The organism is Pseudomonas sp. AP3_22 TE3818 (genome assembly GCF_053628995.1).
The window spans coordinates 5750702-5766684 of the sequence record NZ_JBRJHL010000001.1 but is presented as its reverse complement, the minus strand read 5'-3'; the positions used below and the strand labels follow the sequence as shown (position 1 = coordinate 5766684).

Here is a 15983-nt window from a genome sequence, read left to right as displayed (position 1 = left end):
GGTTTGACGAGTCGAAGCATTACCGTTCCAGGGAGGCCGAATGCACAACGACGGGAATGTAGTGCCTTTGCACAAGGCAACTACCGACCAGGTGGCTCACTCGCCACTCGCCCGACTGCCGGCGATTCTTCTCCAGGTTCGCGACAAGGCCGCGCAACAGCTGCGGCACGGATTGCAGGCGTTGTTCGATAACGCCGACGACACCCTCTTCGAAATGGCCGACCGAGCCCGCTGTGACGTCGAGCAGAACATCGTCTTTCAAACAATGCGCGATTTGCGTCTCAAGCACAAAAGCATCGAACGGGTGTTTCTCGAGCAGTTTTTCGATGCGTTCATCCGGCTTGCCCAATACCACCCCGCCATTGCGGCCATGCCCCAGGCCTTGGCGGCCGATGCATCCTTGGCGCAAACCGATGACGAGCGGGAGCGTACAGTCGCGGTGGAAGCGATGGTCAGCCGGGTGCTGGGGCGCGACGGGTTGGCCCTGGATCAACTGACGGCCCGACTCAGCGCCTTGTCGGGCAAGGCGTTGGGCGATCTGCACAACCCCCTGAGTCCGGCGATGCTCTGCGAATACTTCTTGCAGGCTGCACGCCAGCTGGGGCTGGAGATCAAGGTCAAGCTGATTATCCTCGGGTTGTTCGAGCGTTATGTCCTCAGCGAGACCGATCAGCTTTACGCCGAAGCCAATCAACTGCTGCTCGCTACCGGTGTGTTACCCGACCTTAAACCGGCCCCGGTGCGCCGTACCATGGACCGGCCCGACAGCGCCCCCGTCGAATCGACCGATGAGGGCGCCACCCCGGCCTGCTTGCCCATCGATGACAATGTCCAGGCGGTTTTCGCCGCGTTGCAGGCCCTGCTGTTCAACGTTCGCGGCAGCCTGTCGCCAACGCTGGAAGTCAGTGCCACTGCGCTGCCGATTTCCACGCGCGATCTGTTGCGCCTGCTGTCGCATTTGCAGCAATACGTGCCGGCCCCGGCAGTCGTGGACGATTTTGACCTGCGCAACCAGCTCGAACAGTTACTGACCCGGGTCAGCGTCAAAAGTGGCAGGTCGCGGGTTTTCGAGGAGGCCGATGAAGATGTGATCAACCTGGTCGCCATGCTGTTCGAATGCATGCTCGATGATCGCAATCTGCCGGATCCGCTCAAGGCGCTGATCGGCCGATTGCAGATTCCCTTGGTCAAGGTGGCGGTGCTCGACAAGAGTTTCTTCAGTCGCAGCAGTCATCCGGCACGCCGCCTGCTCAACGAAATCGCCAATGCGGCAATGGGTTGGGACGCCTGTGACGATCATCAGCGTGACAGCCTGTACGTGCGCATCGATCAGGTCGTACAGCGTTTGTTGAATGACTTTGTCGATGACCCCGCGATATTTTCCGAACTGCTGGCCGACTTTCTCGCGTTTACCCAGGACGAGCGCCGTCGCAGCGAGTTGCTCGAGCAACGCATTCGTGATGCCGAGGAAGGACGAGCCAAGACCGGGCTGGCCCGCCAGCGTGTCGAGCAGGTGCTGAATCAGGCGTTGTTTGGCAAGTCCCTGCCGCAAGGCGTGCTGGGGTTTGTCCAGGAGGCCTGGAGCAAGGTACTGCTGCTGACGTACCTCAAGCATGGCGATCAGTCGGCTCAGTGGCATGCCGATGTGCGTACCCTGGAGCAATTGGTCTGGAGCGTTCAGCGCCACCACGAGTCCGATGCGACCAGGATGTTGGCCCTGGTACCGGATTTGCTCAAGTCGTTGCGCGACGGGCTGAACTCGTCGGCGTTCGATCCGTTTGCCGCCAGCGAGTTTTTCAGCGAGCTGGAAAGCTTGCACGTTCAGGCAGCGGGGGGCTCGCCCGCCAGTGCGTCGCGGATGATCGAGGTGCTGACGCCTGTCGTCCTGCACATGGCCGAGGAAAGTCAGGTGCACAGTGAGCCGCTACGTTTGCTGGCGGACGATGCGGGTTTGCGCCAGGTCGATAAAATGCTTCCGGGCTGTTGGGTCGAGTTTCGGGAAGACCCGGAAAACGGCCTTCGCTGCAAACTGGTGGCCATCATTGCAACCACCGGCAACTACATCTTCGTCAACCGCACCGGCATGAAAGTGCTCGAGCGCAGTCGCCCTGACCTGGCCCTGGAGCTGCGCAATGGCGTGGCGCGAGTGCTTGACGACACCTTGCTGTTCGAGCGAGCTCTCGAGCGGGTGATCGGCAACCTCAAGCGCCTCAAGCGCGGCAAGTGATCGCGCCTTGGGGGAATATCGCGGCATACTGTGCCAACACAGTCGACGTTGAAGGAATCGGTATGCAGTTGGACCCCGCGAGCGGTTGGATTCAGGGTGTGCATGTCTGCCCCTCACCCAACTTCAATGCGCGCCCCACAGACGAGATTTCCCTGCTGGTGATCCACAACATCAGCCTGCCACCGGCGCAGTTCGCCACTGGCAAGGTGCAGGAATTTTTCCAGAATCGCCTGGATGTCACTGAACATCCCTATTTTGAAGGGATTGCGGATTTGCGGGTGTCCGCGCACTTTCTGATCGAGCGTGACGGAACGGTCACCCAGTTTGTTTCATGCCTTGAGCGTGCGTGGCATGCAGGGGTCTCGAGCTTCGAGGGGCGGGAAACCTGTAATGATTTTTCCGTGGGCATCGAGCTCGAAGGCACGGATGATCTGCCGTTCACTGACGCGCAATACAGCGCGTTGACGGCCCTGACCCGTCAGTTGCAACGGACGTTCACGGCGATCACTACAGAGCGTATCTGCGGGCACAGCGACATTGCACCCGGGCGAAAAACCGATCCGGGGCCAGCGTTCGACTGGGCACGTTATCGCGCCGCTCTGGCACAAGAGGATGGGCAATGAGTTTTCTGGTGTTGCTGTTGGCGGTGTGGATCGAAAAGTTCTCGGCCCTGCGCCATCGGGTTCAGCGTGACAGTGGCTGGACACACGAACTGAACAAGCTTGAGGCCAGCCCGCGGCTTTCGGGTCGGCCATGGCTGGTGTTGTCGGTAGTGGTCTTGTTGCCGGTGGCGTTGCTGGGATTGCTGCTGGTCGTCATCGAGCCGGTGGCCTACGGGTTGCTCGCGTTGCCGATCCATTTGCTGGTCGTGATCTACAGCCTGGGGCGCGGCGACCTGCTGGGCGATCTCGGGCCATTCCGCGATGCCTGGCGTCGGGAGGACCTGCAAGCAGCGGCCCTTGTCGCCAAGCGCGATCTGGATATCTGTGCAGACAGTGGCGAGCAGTTGCTGGAGCAGGTCGAAGGGCATTTGCTGTGGGAGGCCTACCAGAGCTTTTTCGCGGTGATTTTCTGGTACTTCCTGTTGGGCCCGGTCGCGGCGCTGAGTTATCGGCTGCTGGCGCTGGCCGAAGAGCACGGGAAAAACCCGGCGCTGGTCGAGCGCGCCGGGCAGCTGCGTCACGCCTTCGACTGGTTGCCGGTGCGTCTGCTGGCGGCGAGCCTGGCGTTGGTCGGCAATTTTGTCGCAGTCAGTCGGGTGATGCTGCATGAATTGCTGAACTGGAACATCAGCGCCGCGCAATTGATCGTGAAAGTCGGGCTGGTGGCCGGTGAAATTCCGGCACCGGTGGCTGGCGCAGAAGGTATCAACAACCTGGACCGCATCTGGGACCTGCTGCTACGTGCCGCCGTGCTCTGGTATGCCGGGTTTGCGTTGTGGACGGTCCTGCATTAGGCCAGCAGTTGATGCTCTTGTGGTGAGGGGCAAGCCCCCTCACCACAATGGTTCATCCGCACTGGCGGATGAAACCTGTCGTTAACCTTAAGTTACAAAACTTCCTGCCGATTTAAGTTATACAGAGATAGCGCCGCATAGTGGCTATCTGCTGTCTGTCTGCGCCTGCCAATAAAAAAAATAAGAAATTGAAGGGAGACATCCAGTGAAGAGCTTGCTCTATCCCGCTGTCGCACTGATGAATCGCCTGAGCTTCGGCATGAAGTTCAGCCTGATCAGCGTACTGTTCCTGGTGCCGATGCTGGTGACCAACTTCTATCTGGTGCGTGACTCCTACCGTGAATTTCAGGGCACGCGCATCGAACTGCAAAGTCTCGACCTGTTGGGCAGCAGTCTGACGTTACGTCGCGATCTGGAAACCCTGAACAACCTGGTGCAGATCAATGTCAGCCTCGGCCAATCCGGCAAGGCCGGCAATGTCGAATCGAAGATCAGCACCCTCGAGCAGAATATTCTGACTCGCCTGCAAGGGCTGACGGCGATGACCAGCGACCCGGAGCAGGTCGCGGTGTTTGATGGCAAGCGCGATGAGATGATCGCCGCGTTCAAGGCCCAGCAAACGGAAAACTCCCTGCAAAGCAAAAGTGCCCTGATCGGCAAGCTGGTGGGCAGCGCGCAGATTTTCGGCCAGCTCATCACCAGCCAGTCCGGTCTCAGTCGCGACAACCAGAGCGACATGCGCCTGTTGAGTGAACTCGTCACCCTCGTCACACCACGTGTCACCCAGATTCTGGGCGAAGGTCGGGCAATGGGGTCTTACTCGTTGGGGCAGGGTTTCATCAACTCGGCGTCGAGTACCCGTTTCGATGAATTGCTGGTGCAGATTGAAAAGCTCCAGGCCGAATATGGCCTGAAGTTGCAGGACGCCTTGGGTTCCAGCAAAGCCGCCCGCGATACCCTGGCCGCTCAGGCCGATAGCAGCCGGGCATCCTTGAAGAAAGCCAGCGAGCTGTTCGAGGAGCAAGTGATCATGGCCGATACCCTCGATGCGCCGTGGCAGGGCTTTTACGATCAGGTCAGCGCCCTGATGGAGCAGACTTACCAACTCAACGAAGCAACCCTCAAGTATCTGGGGCCGCAGTTGCAGCAGCGGCTGGACCAGAACCGCACGCACATGGTCTTGCAGGCCGTGGCGTTATCAGTCGTGTTCGTGTTGATCTTTTATCTCTACGGCGCTTTCTATGTCTCGACCCGCACCACGCTCAAGCGCTTGGGAGCGGTGATGGACAAGGTGGCTGCCGGCGACATGACGGTGACCTTCAGCGCCCATAGCCGTGACGAACTGGGCGAGTTGGGCGAGGTGTTCAACGGCACCGTGAAGAAAATCCATGACCTGATCGAGCGGGTCGGGCAGACCGTCAGCGAAGTCGAGCGCCAGGCCGGTCAGGTGCAAAGCGTTTCCGCGCAAAGCAACCAAGCCGTCGCCGGGCAGCGCACACAGATCGAACAAGTGGCCACGGCGATGAACCAGATGTCGGCCACTTCTCAGGAGGTCGCGCGCAGTGCTGCTGCGGCGGTGAGTAGCGCCCACAGCGTCAACGACGAAACCATCAGCGGTCGCGGTCTGGTGGAGTCGCAGCAAGGCAGCATTGCCGCACTGGCCAGCGAAATCGATCAGTCGGTGCGGGTGATCAATCAACTGGCCAGCGACAGCCAGTCCATCAGCCGCGTTCTGGAAGTGATCAAGAGTATCGCCGAGCAGACCAACCTGTTGGCGCTCAATGCCGCTATCGAGGCTGCACGGGCCGGTGAGCAGGGGCGCGGTTTCGCCGTGGTAGCCGATGAAGTCCGGACCCTGGCCAAGCGTACCCAGCAATCGACCGAAGAAATCGAGCAGATGATCGCCAAGCTCCATGGCGGAGTCGGCGCGGCGGTCAAGGCCATGGGCACCAGCCATGAAATGGCCAGCGGCACGGTGGGGCAGTCGGAAAAGGTCCAGCGGGCGCTGGAAAACATCCTGGGCGCGGTCGGCATGATCGTCGACCAGAACCAGCAGATTGCCGCCGCCGTGGAGCAACAAACCGCCGTGGCCCACGACATCGACCAGAATATCGTCGAGATCAATCGCGCCGGTGAGCGTACCGCTGAAGGTGCGCATCAGACCGAAGACGCCAGCCGGGCGTTGTCGGCTCAGGTGGTGGAGTTGAAACAGTTGATCAGTGCATTCCGGGTCTGACAGTCTCCTCGGGACCCTGTGGGAGCGGGCTTGCCCGCGATGGCGTCGGTACATCCAGCATCAATGGGACTGAACGATCGCTTTCGTCGGATCGCCGCCCGGAGCAAGCCCGCTCCCACGGTTTTGTTGTACTGTCGGAGAGTTTCGTAATACTTTTTCCCTTTCGCGGAGAGAATCTTCCTGATTCTCTCCGTGCGCTGGCTATTGGATTTCAATCAAGGAAGAGTTACGCGGCTTACCCCCATGGAGGAGCTTGGTCATGTCTGCTGCAACAACAGGAGTCCAGGGGCGCTGTGCGCATTGTCAGCGCACGTTGCTGCTTCAACCCTGGCAACTCAACGCCATTGCGATCAATGAAGCGTTTGCCTGTGCCCACTGCCGGAAACACGTTCAGTTACGTTGTCCGGAACAGATCAAGCGCTTCAAGTCTCTCGACTCTTTTTCGCTGTTGCGCGCCAGCCTGCGGGTGATGGTCTGCACGGCCTTGCTGGTGGCGCTGGTGATGGAGTGGCTGGGAATGCTCAGCGTCATCGAACAGCTGAATGCTTCGCTGATCGTCTTGTTCGTGTACTTCGCGGTGGTTCGTTACTTCCGCCAGCGTCAGCACCTGACGCTGATTCTGGAAGCTGCCAGGGCTCACGCTGACTGATTACCAGCCGAACACTTCGCAGCTGTTGGCGGTGCTGGCAGCCGCCAGTCGTGCCGGGCTGATTGCCATCCATTGCGCCAGTGCCGCGCAGATTGCCGGCAAGTGGGCCGGGCTGTTGCGCTGGCCGGGGAACATGGCGGGCGCCATGTCCGGCGAGTCGGTTTCCAGCACCACCGAATCCAGTGGCAGCTCGGCGAGCACGCGGTGCATGCGCAGCGCCTGTGGCCAGGTCGGGGCCCCGCCAAGGCCGAGCTTGAAACCGAGCTTGATGTATTCCCGCGCCTCCTCCTTGCTACCGGCGAAGGCGTGGATGATCCCGGCACGTTTCAGCCGAAACCGTTTGAGCGTGGCAATCACCGCCGCATGGCTACGCCGCACATGGATCAATGCCGGAAGATTGAAGTCCGCCGCCCGTTGCAATTGCGCCTCGAACAACGCCTGTTGGCGGTCGCGATCGAGGGATTCGATGAAGTAGTCCAGGCCGATCTCGCCCACGGCACACAGTTGCCGATGGCCAGCCAGACGGGTCAGCCAGTCACCGAGTTCGCTCAGGTGTTGCGGGCGATGATCGTCCAGATACACCGGATGCAGCCCGAACGCCGCATGCAGGTCGGGATCGGTTTGCACCAGCTCCCAGACCCGCTGCCAATTGGCCTGGTAAACCCCCAGCACCACGATCCGCCGCACCCCGAGGGCGCGGCTTTCGGCCAGCAACGCCTGGCGGTCGGCGTCGAAGTCCGGAAAATCCAGATGGGTGTGGGTATCGATCAGCTCCACGGTTCAGTCCTGGCGAATACGCTGCTTGAACGTGCGCGCAATGGCTTGTACGCCGGGCCGGTAATCCGACTGCTCGATGGCCGCCAGAGCGAGCGCGAGGGCCTTGTCGGCGATCAACTGGTGTTGCTGGGCCATGGCGTTGACCGGCAGCGGCAGGAAGTCCAGCAGCTGGGTGTCGCCGAACGTGCCGAGGCGCAGCGGGCGGTTTTTCAACGGGAAGTCGTGCAGCGCATCGAACACGCCCTGAAGCAGTACGTAGGAGGTGGTCAGCAGCGCATCGGGCAAATGGCCCAGGCGCAGCAGCAACTCTTCCATCAATTGTTTGCCGCACTCGCGGCTGAAGGATTCGCCTTCTTCGATCAGTACTTCGCCGTTGAACCCGGTGAGGGCTTCTTTGAAGCCCGCGGCACGTTCCCGGCTGATGCTCAGTTCCGGGCGGGCACCGATCAGGGCGATCTGCTTGGGCTGCGGCTCCAGCAGGCTGCGGGTCAGTTGCAGGCTGGCCTCGCGGTCGTCGCTGATCACAGAGCAGAAGCGCTCGGGGTCCATGACCCGGTCGATGGCAATGATCGGTATGCCCTTGGCTTGCAACTGGCGATAGCTGTCGTCGCCGGCCGGCAGGCAACTGGCAACAATCAGCGCGTCACAGCGCCGGGCGCGGAACAGTTGCAGCAATTGCCGCTCGCTGTCCGGGGCATCGTCGGAACTGGCGATCAGCAGCTGATAACCGCGGGCGCGGGCGCCTTGTTCCAGTAATTTGGCGATTCTTGCGTAACTGGGGTTTTCCAGATCCGGCAGAATGAACCCCAGCGTGCGCGTGTGTCGGCTGCGCAAGCCGGCGGCCTGTGGATTAGGCGTGAAGCCATGTTGCTCGACCACCGCGCGCACGCGTTCGACGGTGGCGCTGCTGATGCGCTGCTGTTCGGCCTTGCCATTGATGACATAGCTGGCGGTGGTGACGGACACACCGGCCAACTGGGCAATATCACTGAGTTTCAACCCGCTGTTTCCTTGTTTTTTCGAGATTGCCTCGACATTTTCGTCAATCCTAACCGATTAAGGCAGGCGACCATTGTCGCAACGCATCCGACAAGTTGAGCTTCAAGGATGGGACATTATCGAGTAACGTGCCATTCATTCTAGATTAAACGTTTCAGCAAGCGTATTTTCTACGTTAAAGGCGCCTTTGGCCGGTTCTGCCGTAAAACCGCCAAAAGTGACGACCACGCGCCTGAGCTGATTCATTCAAAACAATACCTGGCACCACAAGGCGCCAAAAAGGAGAAAGCATGCTCGAGCTCACAGTAGAGCAGATTTCCATGGGCCAGTCGGCCGTGGACAAGTCCGCGGCGCTGCAATTGCTGGCCCGGCATCTGGTCGCCGACGGCCTGGTTGCCGAGGGCTATCTGGCCGGTTTGCAGGCGCGGGAGGCCCAGGGCTCGACCTTTCTCGGTCAAGGTATTGCCATCCCCCACGGTACCCCTGAAACCCGCGACCTGGTGTTCACCACGGGTGTGCGCCTGATGCAGTTCCCTGAGGGTGTGGACTGGGGCGACGGTCATATCGTTTACCTGGCGATCGGTATCGCCGCCAAATCCGATGAGCATCTGCGTCTGTTGCAATTGCTCACCCGCGCCCTCGGTGAGACGGATCTGGGCCAGGCCCTGCGTCGCGCCGGTTCCGCTGAAGCGCTGCTGAAATTGCTGCAAGGCGCGCCGCAGGAGCTGGCGCTGGATGCGCAGATGATCGGTCTCGGTGTGGCGGCCGAAGATTTCGAAGAACTGGTCTGGCGCGGCGCACGTTTGCTGCGGCAGGCCGACTGCGTGAGCAATGGTTTCTCCGCCGTGCTGCAACAGGTTGAAGCGCTGCCGTTGGGCGATGGCCTGTGGTGGCTGCACAGCGAGCAAACGGTGAAGCGCCCCGGCCTGGCCTTCGTCACCCCGGACAAACCGCTGCGCTATCTCGGGCAGCCACTTAATGGACTGTTCTGCCTGGCGAGCCTCGGTGAGGCCCATCAAGCACTGCTCGAGCGTCTGTGCGCGTTGTTGATCGAAGGACGTGGCCATGAATTGGGGCGCGCCACCAGCAGCCGCAAAGTCCTCGAAGTGCTCGGTGGTGAAGTGCCCGCCGACTGGCCCAGTGCGCGCATTGCCTTGGCCAATGCCCACGGTTTGCATGCGCGGCCGGCGAAGATCCTCGCGCAACTGGCGAAAAGTTTTGAGGGTGAGATCCGCGTGCGGATCGTCGATGGCCACGACAGCGCGGTGTCGGTGAAGAGCCTGAGCAAGCTGCTCAGCCTCGGCGCCCGTCGCGGGCAGGTCCTGGAATTCATCGCCGAACCGGGCATCGCGGCGGATGCGTTGCCGGCCCTGTTGGCCGCCATCGAAGAAGGCCTCGGTGAAGAAGTCGAGCCGCTGCCGCCAGTCAGCCAGGCACGGGAAGTCGTTGCCGAGATGGCCGAAGTGATCCTCGCCCCGCTATCCGGCAGTGTGGTCCAGGCCATTGCCGCCGCACCGGGCATCGCCATCGGTCCGGCGCATATTCAAGTCCTGCAAACCGTCGATTACCCATTGCGCGGTGAGTCCGCCGCCATCGAGCGTGAACGTCTCCAGCACGCGCTGGCGCAGGTGCGCCGGGACATCCAGGGATTGATCGAGCGCAGCAAAAGCAAAGCCATTCGCGAAATCTTCATCACCCACCAGGAGATGCTCGACGACCCGGAACTGACCGATGAGGTCGATACGCGCCTCAAGCAGGGCGAAAGCGCGGAGGCCGCGTGGATGGTCGTGATTGAAGCGGCGGCCCGGCAGCAGGAAACGTTGCAGGATGCCTTGCTCGCCGAGCGCGCTGCCGACTTGCGCGACATTGGGCGTCGGGTTTTGCTGCAACTCAGTGGTATCGAAACCCCGAGTGAACCGGATCAGCCGTACATTCTGGTGATGGACGAGGTCGGCCCGTCCGACGTTGCGCGTCTCGACCCGGCTCGCGTGGCCGGAATTCTCACCGCACGGGGCGGCGCTACGGCGCACAGTGCGATTGTCGCCCGGGCCCTGGGCATTCCGGCATTGGTCGGCGCCGGCCCCGGCGTGTTGCTGTTGGCGCCGGGTACGCCATTGCTGCTCGATGGCCAGCGTGGGCGTCTGCATGTGGACGCTGACGCGATGACCTTGCAGCGTGCCACGGCCGAACGCGATACCCGCGAGCAGCGCTTGAAGGCAGCCGCCGAGCAACGCCACCAGCCGGCACTGACCACCGACGGCCATGCCGTCGAAGTGTTCGCCAATATCGGCGAAAGTGCCGGCGTCACCAGTGCGGTGGAGCAGGGTGCCGAAGGTATCGGCCTGTTGCGCACCGAACTGATTTTCATGGCCCACCCGCAAGCGCCCGACGAGGCGACCCAGGAAGCCGAGTACCGCCGTGTCCTCGACGGCTTGGCCGGGCGGCCGCTGGTGGTGCGTACCCTCGATGTCGGTGGCGACAAACCGCTGCCGTACTGGCCGATTGCGAAGGAAGAAAACCCGTTCCTCGGCGTGCGCGGCATTCGCCTGACCTTGCAGCGTCCGCAGATCATGGAGGCGCAACTGCGTGCCTTGCTGAGGGCCGCCGACAACCGTCCGCTGCGGATCATGTTCCCGATGGTCGGCAGCGTTGATGAATGGCGCCAGGCCCGTGACATGACCGAACGTCTGCGCCAGGAAATCCCGGTTGCCGACCTGCAACTGGGGATTATGATCGAAGTACCGTCGGCGGCATTGCTGGCGCCAGTGCTGGCCAAGGAGGTCGACTTTTTCAGCGTCGGTACCAACGACTTGACGCAATACACGCTTGCCATCGACCGTGGCCATCCGACGCTGTCGGCCCAGGCCGATGGCTTGCACCCGGCGGTGCTGCAACTGATCGACATCACCGTGCGCGCGGCCCATGCCCACGGCAAATGGGTCGGCGTGTGCGGCGAGCTGGCAGCCGACCCGCTGGCGGTGCCGGTACTGGTCGGCCTCGGAGTGGATGAACTCAGTGTCGGTGCGCGCAGTATTGCCGAGGTCAAGGCGCGGATTCGCGAACTAAGCTTCACTCAGACTCAAACCCTTGCCCGACAGGCCTTGGCCGTGGGCAGCGCGAATGAAGTGCGCGCACTCGTGGAGGCCCTGTAATGGCACGGATTCTCACCCTGACCCTCAACCCGGCGCTGGACCTGACCGTCCAGTTGCCGCGCCTTGAAGCCGGTCAGGTCAATCGCAGCGATGCCATGCACACCCACGCCGCCGGTAAAGGTGTGAACGTGGCGCAAGTGCTGGCCGACCTCGGGCATCAGTTGACCGTCAGTGGTTTCCTTGGCGAAGACAACCTGCAAGCGTTTGAAACGCTGTTTGCCAAACGCGGTTTTGTCGACGCCTTCGTCCGCGTTCCCGGTGAAACCCGCAGCAATATCAAGCTGGCGGAAAGCGACGGACGCATCACCGACATCAACGGACCGGGGCCGCAGGTGAGCGAAGCGGCGCAGCAGGCCTTGATGGATCGACTGGAACAGATTGCCCCGGGTCACGATGCGGTGGTAGTCGCCGGAAGCTTGCCGTTGGGCGTCAACGCGCAGTGGTTGCAGGCGCTGATTTTGCGCTTGAAGACGCTGGGTCTGAACGTTGCCCTCGACACCAGCGGCGATGCGTTGCGTGCAGCGCTCAAAGCGGGACCCTGGCTGATCAAGCCCAACGCCGAAGAGTTGGCCGAGGTGCTGGACTGCGAGGTCGTGTCGAACAGTGCGCAGGCCTTGGCGGCGGAGCGTTTGCACGCCCAAGGCATCGAGCATGTGGTGATTTCCCACGGCGCCGAAGGCGTGAACTGGTTCAGCGTCGGTTCGGCGCTGCATGCCACGCCACCCAGGGTCAGTGTCGCCAGCACGGTGGGCGCGGGTGATTCATTACTGGCGGGGATGCTCCACGGCTTGCTCAGCGCCGATACGCCGGAGCAAACCTTGCGCACTGCCACGGCGATTGCCGCGATGGCAGTGACCCAGATCGGATTCGGCATTGGCGATGCAGCGCAACTGGCGCAGCTCGAACAGGGTGTGCGCGTGCGTCCCCTGACAGAACAATAAGAGGGTTTGTCATGAAGTTAGCCATCATTACGGCCTGCCCGAACGGCATGGTCACCAGTGTGCTGTGTGCCCGGCTGCTGGATGCCGCGGCCCAGCGTCAGGGCTGGAGCACCAGTGTCGAAATCACCGATGCCGCGCATCCGGAAAAGCAATTGTCGGCGGCCACCCTCGACGCGGCCGAGTGGGTGCTGCTGGTGACCGGCGCGCCCGTGGACATGGCGCGGTTTGTCGGCAAGCGAGTGTTCCAGAGCACCCCGGCCCAGGCCCTGCAAGACGTGGAAGCCGTGCTGCGACGTGGTGCGCAGGAAGCACAGGTTTACGCCGCTTCCGAAGCGGTCATCGAGCCAGTGGCTGTAGCCCGACACGCGCCACGACTGGTGGCCGTTACCGCATGCCCGACGGGCGTCGCTCACACGTTCATGGCCGCCGAGGCTTTGCAGCAAGCGGCCAAACGCCTGGGCTATGACTTGCAGGTGGAAACCCAAGGCTCGGTCGGTGCGCGCAATCCACTGAGCGCAACGGCGATTGCCGAGGCCGATGTGGTGCTGTTGGCGGCCGATATCGAAGTCGCCACCGAGCGTTTCGCCGGCAAGAAAATCTTTCGCTGTGGCACCGGCATTGCCCTCAAGCAAGCCGAAGCAACCTTGAAAAAAGCCTTGGCCGAAGGGCAGCAGGAAAGTGCAGCGAACGCTGCCCAAACAACGGCCAAACAGGAGAAGACGGGCGTCTATAAACACTTGTTGACCGGCGTGTCGTTCATGTTGCCGATGGTGGTCGCCGGCGGCTTGCTGATCGCCTTGTCGTTCGTGTTCGGCATCACCGCGTTCAAGGAAGAGGGCACGCTGGCGGCAGCGTTGATGCAGATCGGCGGTGACACGGCGTTCAAGCTGATGGTGCCGCTGCTGGCAGGCTATATCGCCTATTCCATCGCCGACCGTCCGGGCCTCGCACCGGGGATGATCGGCGGTCTGCTGGCGAGCACCCTGGGTGCCGGTTTCATTGGCGGTATCGTTGCCGGTTTCCTCGCCGGTTATGCGGCCAGGGCGATCAATAAATACGCGCGTTTGCCCCAGAGCCTTGAGGCGCTGAAACCGATCCTGATCATTCCGTTGCTGGCGAGTCTGTTCACCGGTCTGGTGATGATCTACGTGGTCGGCAAACCGGTGGCCGGGATGCTTGCCGGCCTCACGCATTTCCTCGACAGCATGGGCACCACCAACGCGATCCTGCTCGGTGTACTGCTGGGCGGCATGATGTGTGTCGACCTCGGCGGGCCGATCAATAAAGCGGCCTATGCCTTCTCGGTCGGCTTGCTGGCCTCGCAGAGTTACGCGCCGATGGCGGCGACCATGGCCGCTGGTATGGTGCCGCCGATTGGCCTGGGCATCGCCACGTTCATTGCCCGACGAAAATTTGCGCAGACTGAACGCGAAGCCGGTAAAGCGGCGCTGGTTCTGGGGCTATGCTTTATCTCCGAAGGGGCGATTCCGTTTGCGGCGAAAGATCCGTTGCGGGTGATTCCGGCGAGCATCGCTGGCGGCGCGCTGACCGGTGCGCTGTCGATGTATTTCGGCTGTAAATTGATGGCGCCCCACGGCGGTTTATTCGTGCTGGCGATTCCGAATGCGATCAACCATGCACTGTTGTATCTGCTGGCGATCGTCGCGGGGAGTCTGTTGACGGCGGTGGTGTATGCGCTGGTCAAACGGCCGGAAACGGTGGAACTGGTGGTAGAACCGGTCACCGCCTGACCCCTGTGGGAGCGAGCTTGCTCGCGATTGCAGTGTTTCAGTCGACATAAATGTTGAATGTGAGACCGCTATCGCGAGCAAGCTCGCTCCCACAGGGATCTATGATGTTGGCAGTTTTTGTGTCATCCCCGAGTCATCCAGCCATGCTTTGGTTTTCCACTGAAGGGGGGAGCACCATGAGCGATTTCAACCTCGGGCGCCGTCGTGTCATGCAAGCGGTCGGTGTCGGATTGCTGCTGCCGGGGCTGGCGCCGGCGGTGATCGCTTCGGTCAAGGATCGGCCGCAGCTCACCGACGGCGTGCAGTCCGGCGACCTGCTGGGCGACCGGGCGATCATCTGGAGCCGCTGCGACCGCCCCGCACGGATGGTGGTGGAGTGGGACACCCGCAGCCTGTTTCCCAACCCTCGGCGATTCGTCTCGCCCCTGGCCGATGCGCGCACCGATTTCACCGCCCGGGTCGAGCTCACCGGGCTGCCCGCCGACCAGGCGATTTTCTATCGCGTGCAGTTTGAAGACGCCCAGAGCGGCGTCGCCAGCGAGCCCTGGTTCGGTCACTTGCGCAGCGTGCCGCAGACCCGGCGCGACATCCGTTTTGTCTGGAGCGGCGACTCCGCCGGCCAGGGCTTCGGCATCAACCCGGACTTTGGCGGCATGCGCATCTACGAGGCGATGCGCCGGCGGCTGCCGGACTTCTTTATCCACAGCGGCGACATCATTTACGCCGATATCCCGATCCGGGCGCAGCTCACCACAGAAGGCGGCCGGGTATGGCGTAACATCACCACCGAGGCCAAGAGCAAAAGCGCCGAGACTCTCGATGAGTACCGTGGTAATTACCGCTACAACCTGATGGACGAAAACATCCGTCGCTTCAACGCCGAGGTCCCGCAGATCTGGCAGTGGGACGACCACGAAGTGGTGGACAACTGGTCGCCCGGCAAGCAGCTGGGTGCGCGTTACCAGAGCAAAGATATCCACAGCCTGGTGGACCGCGCACGCCAGGCCTGGCTCGAATATGCGCCGATGCGCTGGCAGAGCGCCGATGGCGGCGGGCGCATCTACCGCAAGCTCGGTTACGGGCCCATGCTCGATGTGTTCGTGGTGGACATGCGCAGCTATCGCGGGGCCAATGACGACAATCTGGGCGAGGCCAAGCCATTCCTCGGTCGTGAGCAACTGGACTGGCTCAAGCGCGAAATGCAGGCCTCGAATGCGCAATGGAAAGTGATCGCCGCCGACATGCCCATCGGCCTCGGCGAAGGGGACGGCGAAGTCAGCCCCGGTGTCACGCGGTGGGACGCGGTGGCCAACGGTGACCCCGGCCCGGCCCAGGGGCGCGAACTGGAAATCGCCGAATTGCTCGGTTTTCTGCGGGCGCAGCAGGTGCGCAATTTCCTGTTCCTGACTGCGGATGTGCATTACTGCGCGGCCCATCATTACCATCCGGATCGGGCGGCGTTTCAGGATTTCGAACCGTTCTGGGAGTTCGTCGCCGGGCCTTTGAATGCCGGCAGCTACGGACCGAATCCGCTGGATAAAACCTTTGGTCCTGAAGCGGTGTTCGAAAAGGCCCCACCGGCGCAGAACCTCTCGCCGTTTGGCGGGTTTCAGTTTTTTGGCGAGGTGAACATCGATGGGCAGAGCGGAGAGTTGAGCGTGGTGTTGCGCGATCTGGATGGGGTGTCGGTGTTCGAGCAGAAGTTGCAGCCAGCCTGACTGGCACCGGATACCTGTAGGAGCAAGCTTGCTCGCGATGAACCTGAGGATAACGCGCTCATCCTGTATGAACGCGT

General features: G+C 61.8%; 11 protein-coding genes and 1 pseudogene. 10 read left to right on the top strand and 2 right to left on the bottom strand.

The features are described 5' to 3' along the window. Window positions 1-40 precede the first annotated feature (40 nt). From AB7M25_RS26280 to AB7M25_RS26255, 6 genes and pseudogenes are all read left to right on the top strand, one after another. Window positions 41-2227, top strand: coding sequence for a DUF1631 domain-containing protein (locus tag AB7M25_RS26280; RefSeq protein ID WP_454238173.1), 2187 nt, complete (start codon window positions 41-43; stop codon window positions 2225-2227). Between the two features lie 62 nt (window positions 2228-2289). Then, window positions 2290-2850: a 1,6-anhydro-N-acetylmuramyl-L-alanine amidase AmpD gene (gene ampD / locus AB7M25_RS26275; protein ID WP_429384262.1), complete on the top strand. Its 561-nt coding sequence runs from the start codon at window positions 2290-2292 to the stop codon at window positions 2848-2850. After that, complete coding sequence (gene ampE, locus AB7M25_RS26270; RefSeq protein ID WP_429384259.1) at window positions 2847-3683, top strand: regulatory signaling modulator protein AmpE; 837 nt, start codon at window positions 2847-2849, stop codon at window positions 3681-3683. The genes ampD and ampE overlap by 4 nt, the downstream gene beginning before the upstream one ends. A 238-nt stretch (window positions 3684-3921) precedes the next feature. Then, window positions 3922-5061: pseudogene (locus tag AB7M25_RS26265) on the top strand (HAMP domain-containing protein); the annotation flags it as partial. A gap of 144 nt (window positions 5062-5205) precedes the next feature. Then, window positions 5206-5919, top strand: coding sequence for a methyl-accepting chemotaxis protein (locus AB7M25_RS26260; RefSeq protein WP_429384430.1), 714 nt, complete (start codon window positions 5206-5208; stop codon window positions 5917-5919). Between the two features lie 259 nt (window positions 5920-6178). After that, the gene (locus tag AB7M25_RS26255) at window positions 6179-6568 is read left to right on the top strand and encodes a hypothetical protein (RefSeq protein WP_454238172.1); all 390 of its coding nucleotides are present in this window, start codon (window positions 6179-6181) and stop codon (window positions 6566-6568) included. On the opposite strand, the gene AB7M25_RS26250 is transcribed toward AB7M25_RS26255, so the two are convergent. Together AB7M25_RS26250 and cra are read right to left on the bottom strand one after the other, a co-directional pair. Further along, complete coding sequence (locus AB7M25_RS26250) at window positions 6569-7345, bottom strand: TatD family hydrolase (protein WP_454238171.1); 777 nt, start codon at window positions 7343-7345, stop codon at window positions 6569-6571. A 3-nt stretch (window positions 7346-7348) separates the two neighbouring features. Continuing rightward, the gene (gene cra, locus AB7M25_RS26245; RefSeq protein ID WP_454238170.1) at window positions 7349-8344 is read right to left on the bottom strand and encodes a catabolite repressor/activator; all 996 of its coding nucleotides are present in this window, start codon (window positions 8342-8344) and stop codon (window positions 7349-7351) included. 290 nt (window positions 8345-8634) lie between these two features. On the opposite strand from cra, the gene ptsP reads away from it, so the two are divergent. From ptsP to AB7M25_RS26225, 4 genes are all read left to right on the top strand, one after another. Then, the gene (ptsP, locus tag AB7M25_RS26240; protein ID WP_454238169.1) at window positions 8635-11496 is read left to right on the top strand and encodes a phosphoenolpyruvate--protein phosphotransferase; all 2862 of its coding nucleotides are present in this window, start codon (window positions 8635-8637) and stop codon (window positions 11494-11496) included. Then, complete coding sequence (pfkB, locus tag AB7M25_RS26235; protein WP_429518297.1) at window positions 11496-12437, top strand: 1-phosphofructokinase; 942 nt, start codon at window positions 11496-11498, stop codon at window positions 12435-12437. Before ptsP ends, pfkB begins: the two co-directional genes overlap by 1 nt. Window positions 12438-12448: 11 nt before the next feature. Beyond that, entirely contained in the window at window positions 12449-14188 is a 1740-nt protein-coding gene (locus AB7M25_RS26230; protein ID WP_429384245.1) for a PTS fructose-like transporter subunit IIB, read from the top strand. 176 nt (window positions 14189-14364) lie between these two features. Then, window positions 14365-15906 (top strand): alkaline phosphatase D family protein, encoded by a 1542-nt coding sequence (locus AB7M25_RS26225; RefSeq protein ID WP_454238168.1) that lies wholly within the window; start codon window positions 14365-14367, stop codon window positions 15904-15906. The last annotated feature ends 77 nt before the right edge of the window (window positions 15907-15983 follow it).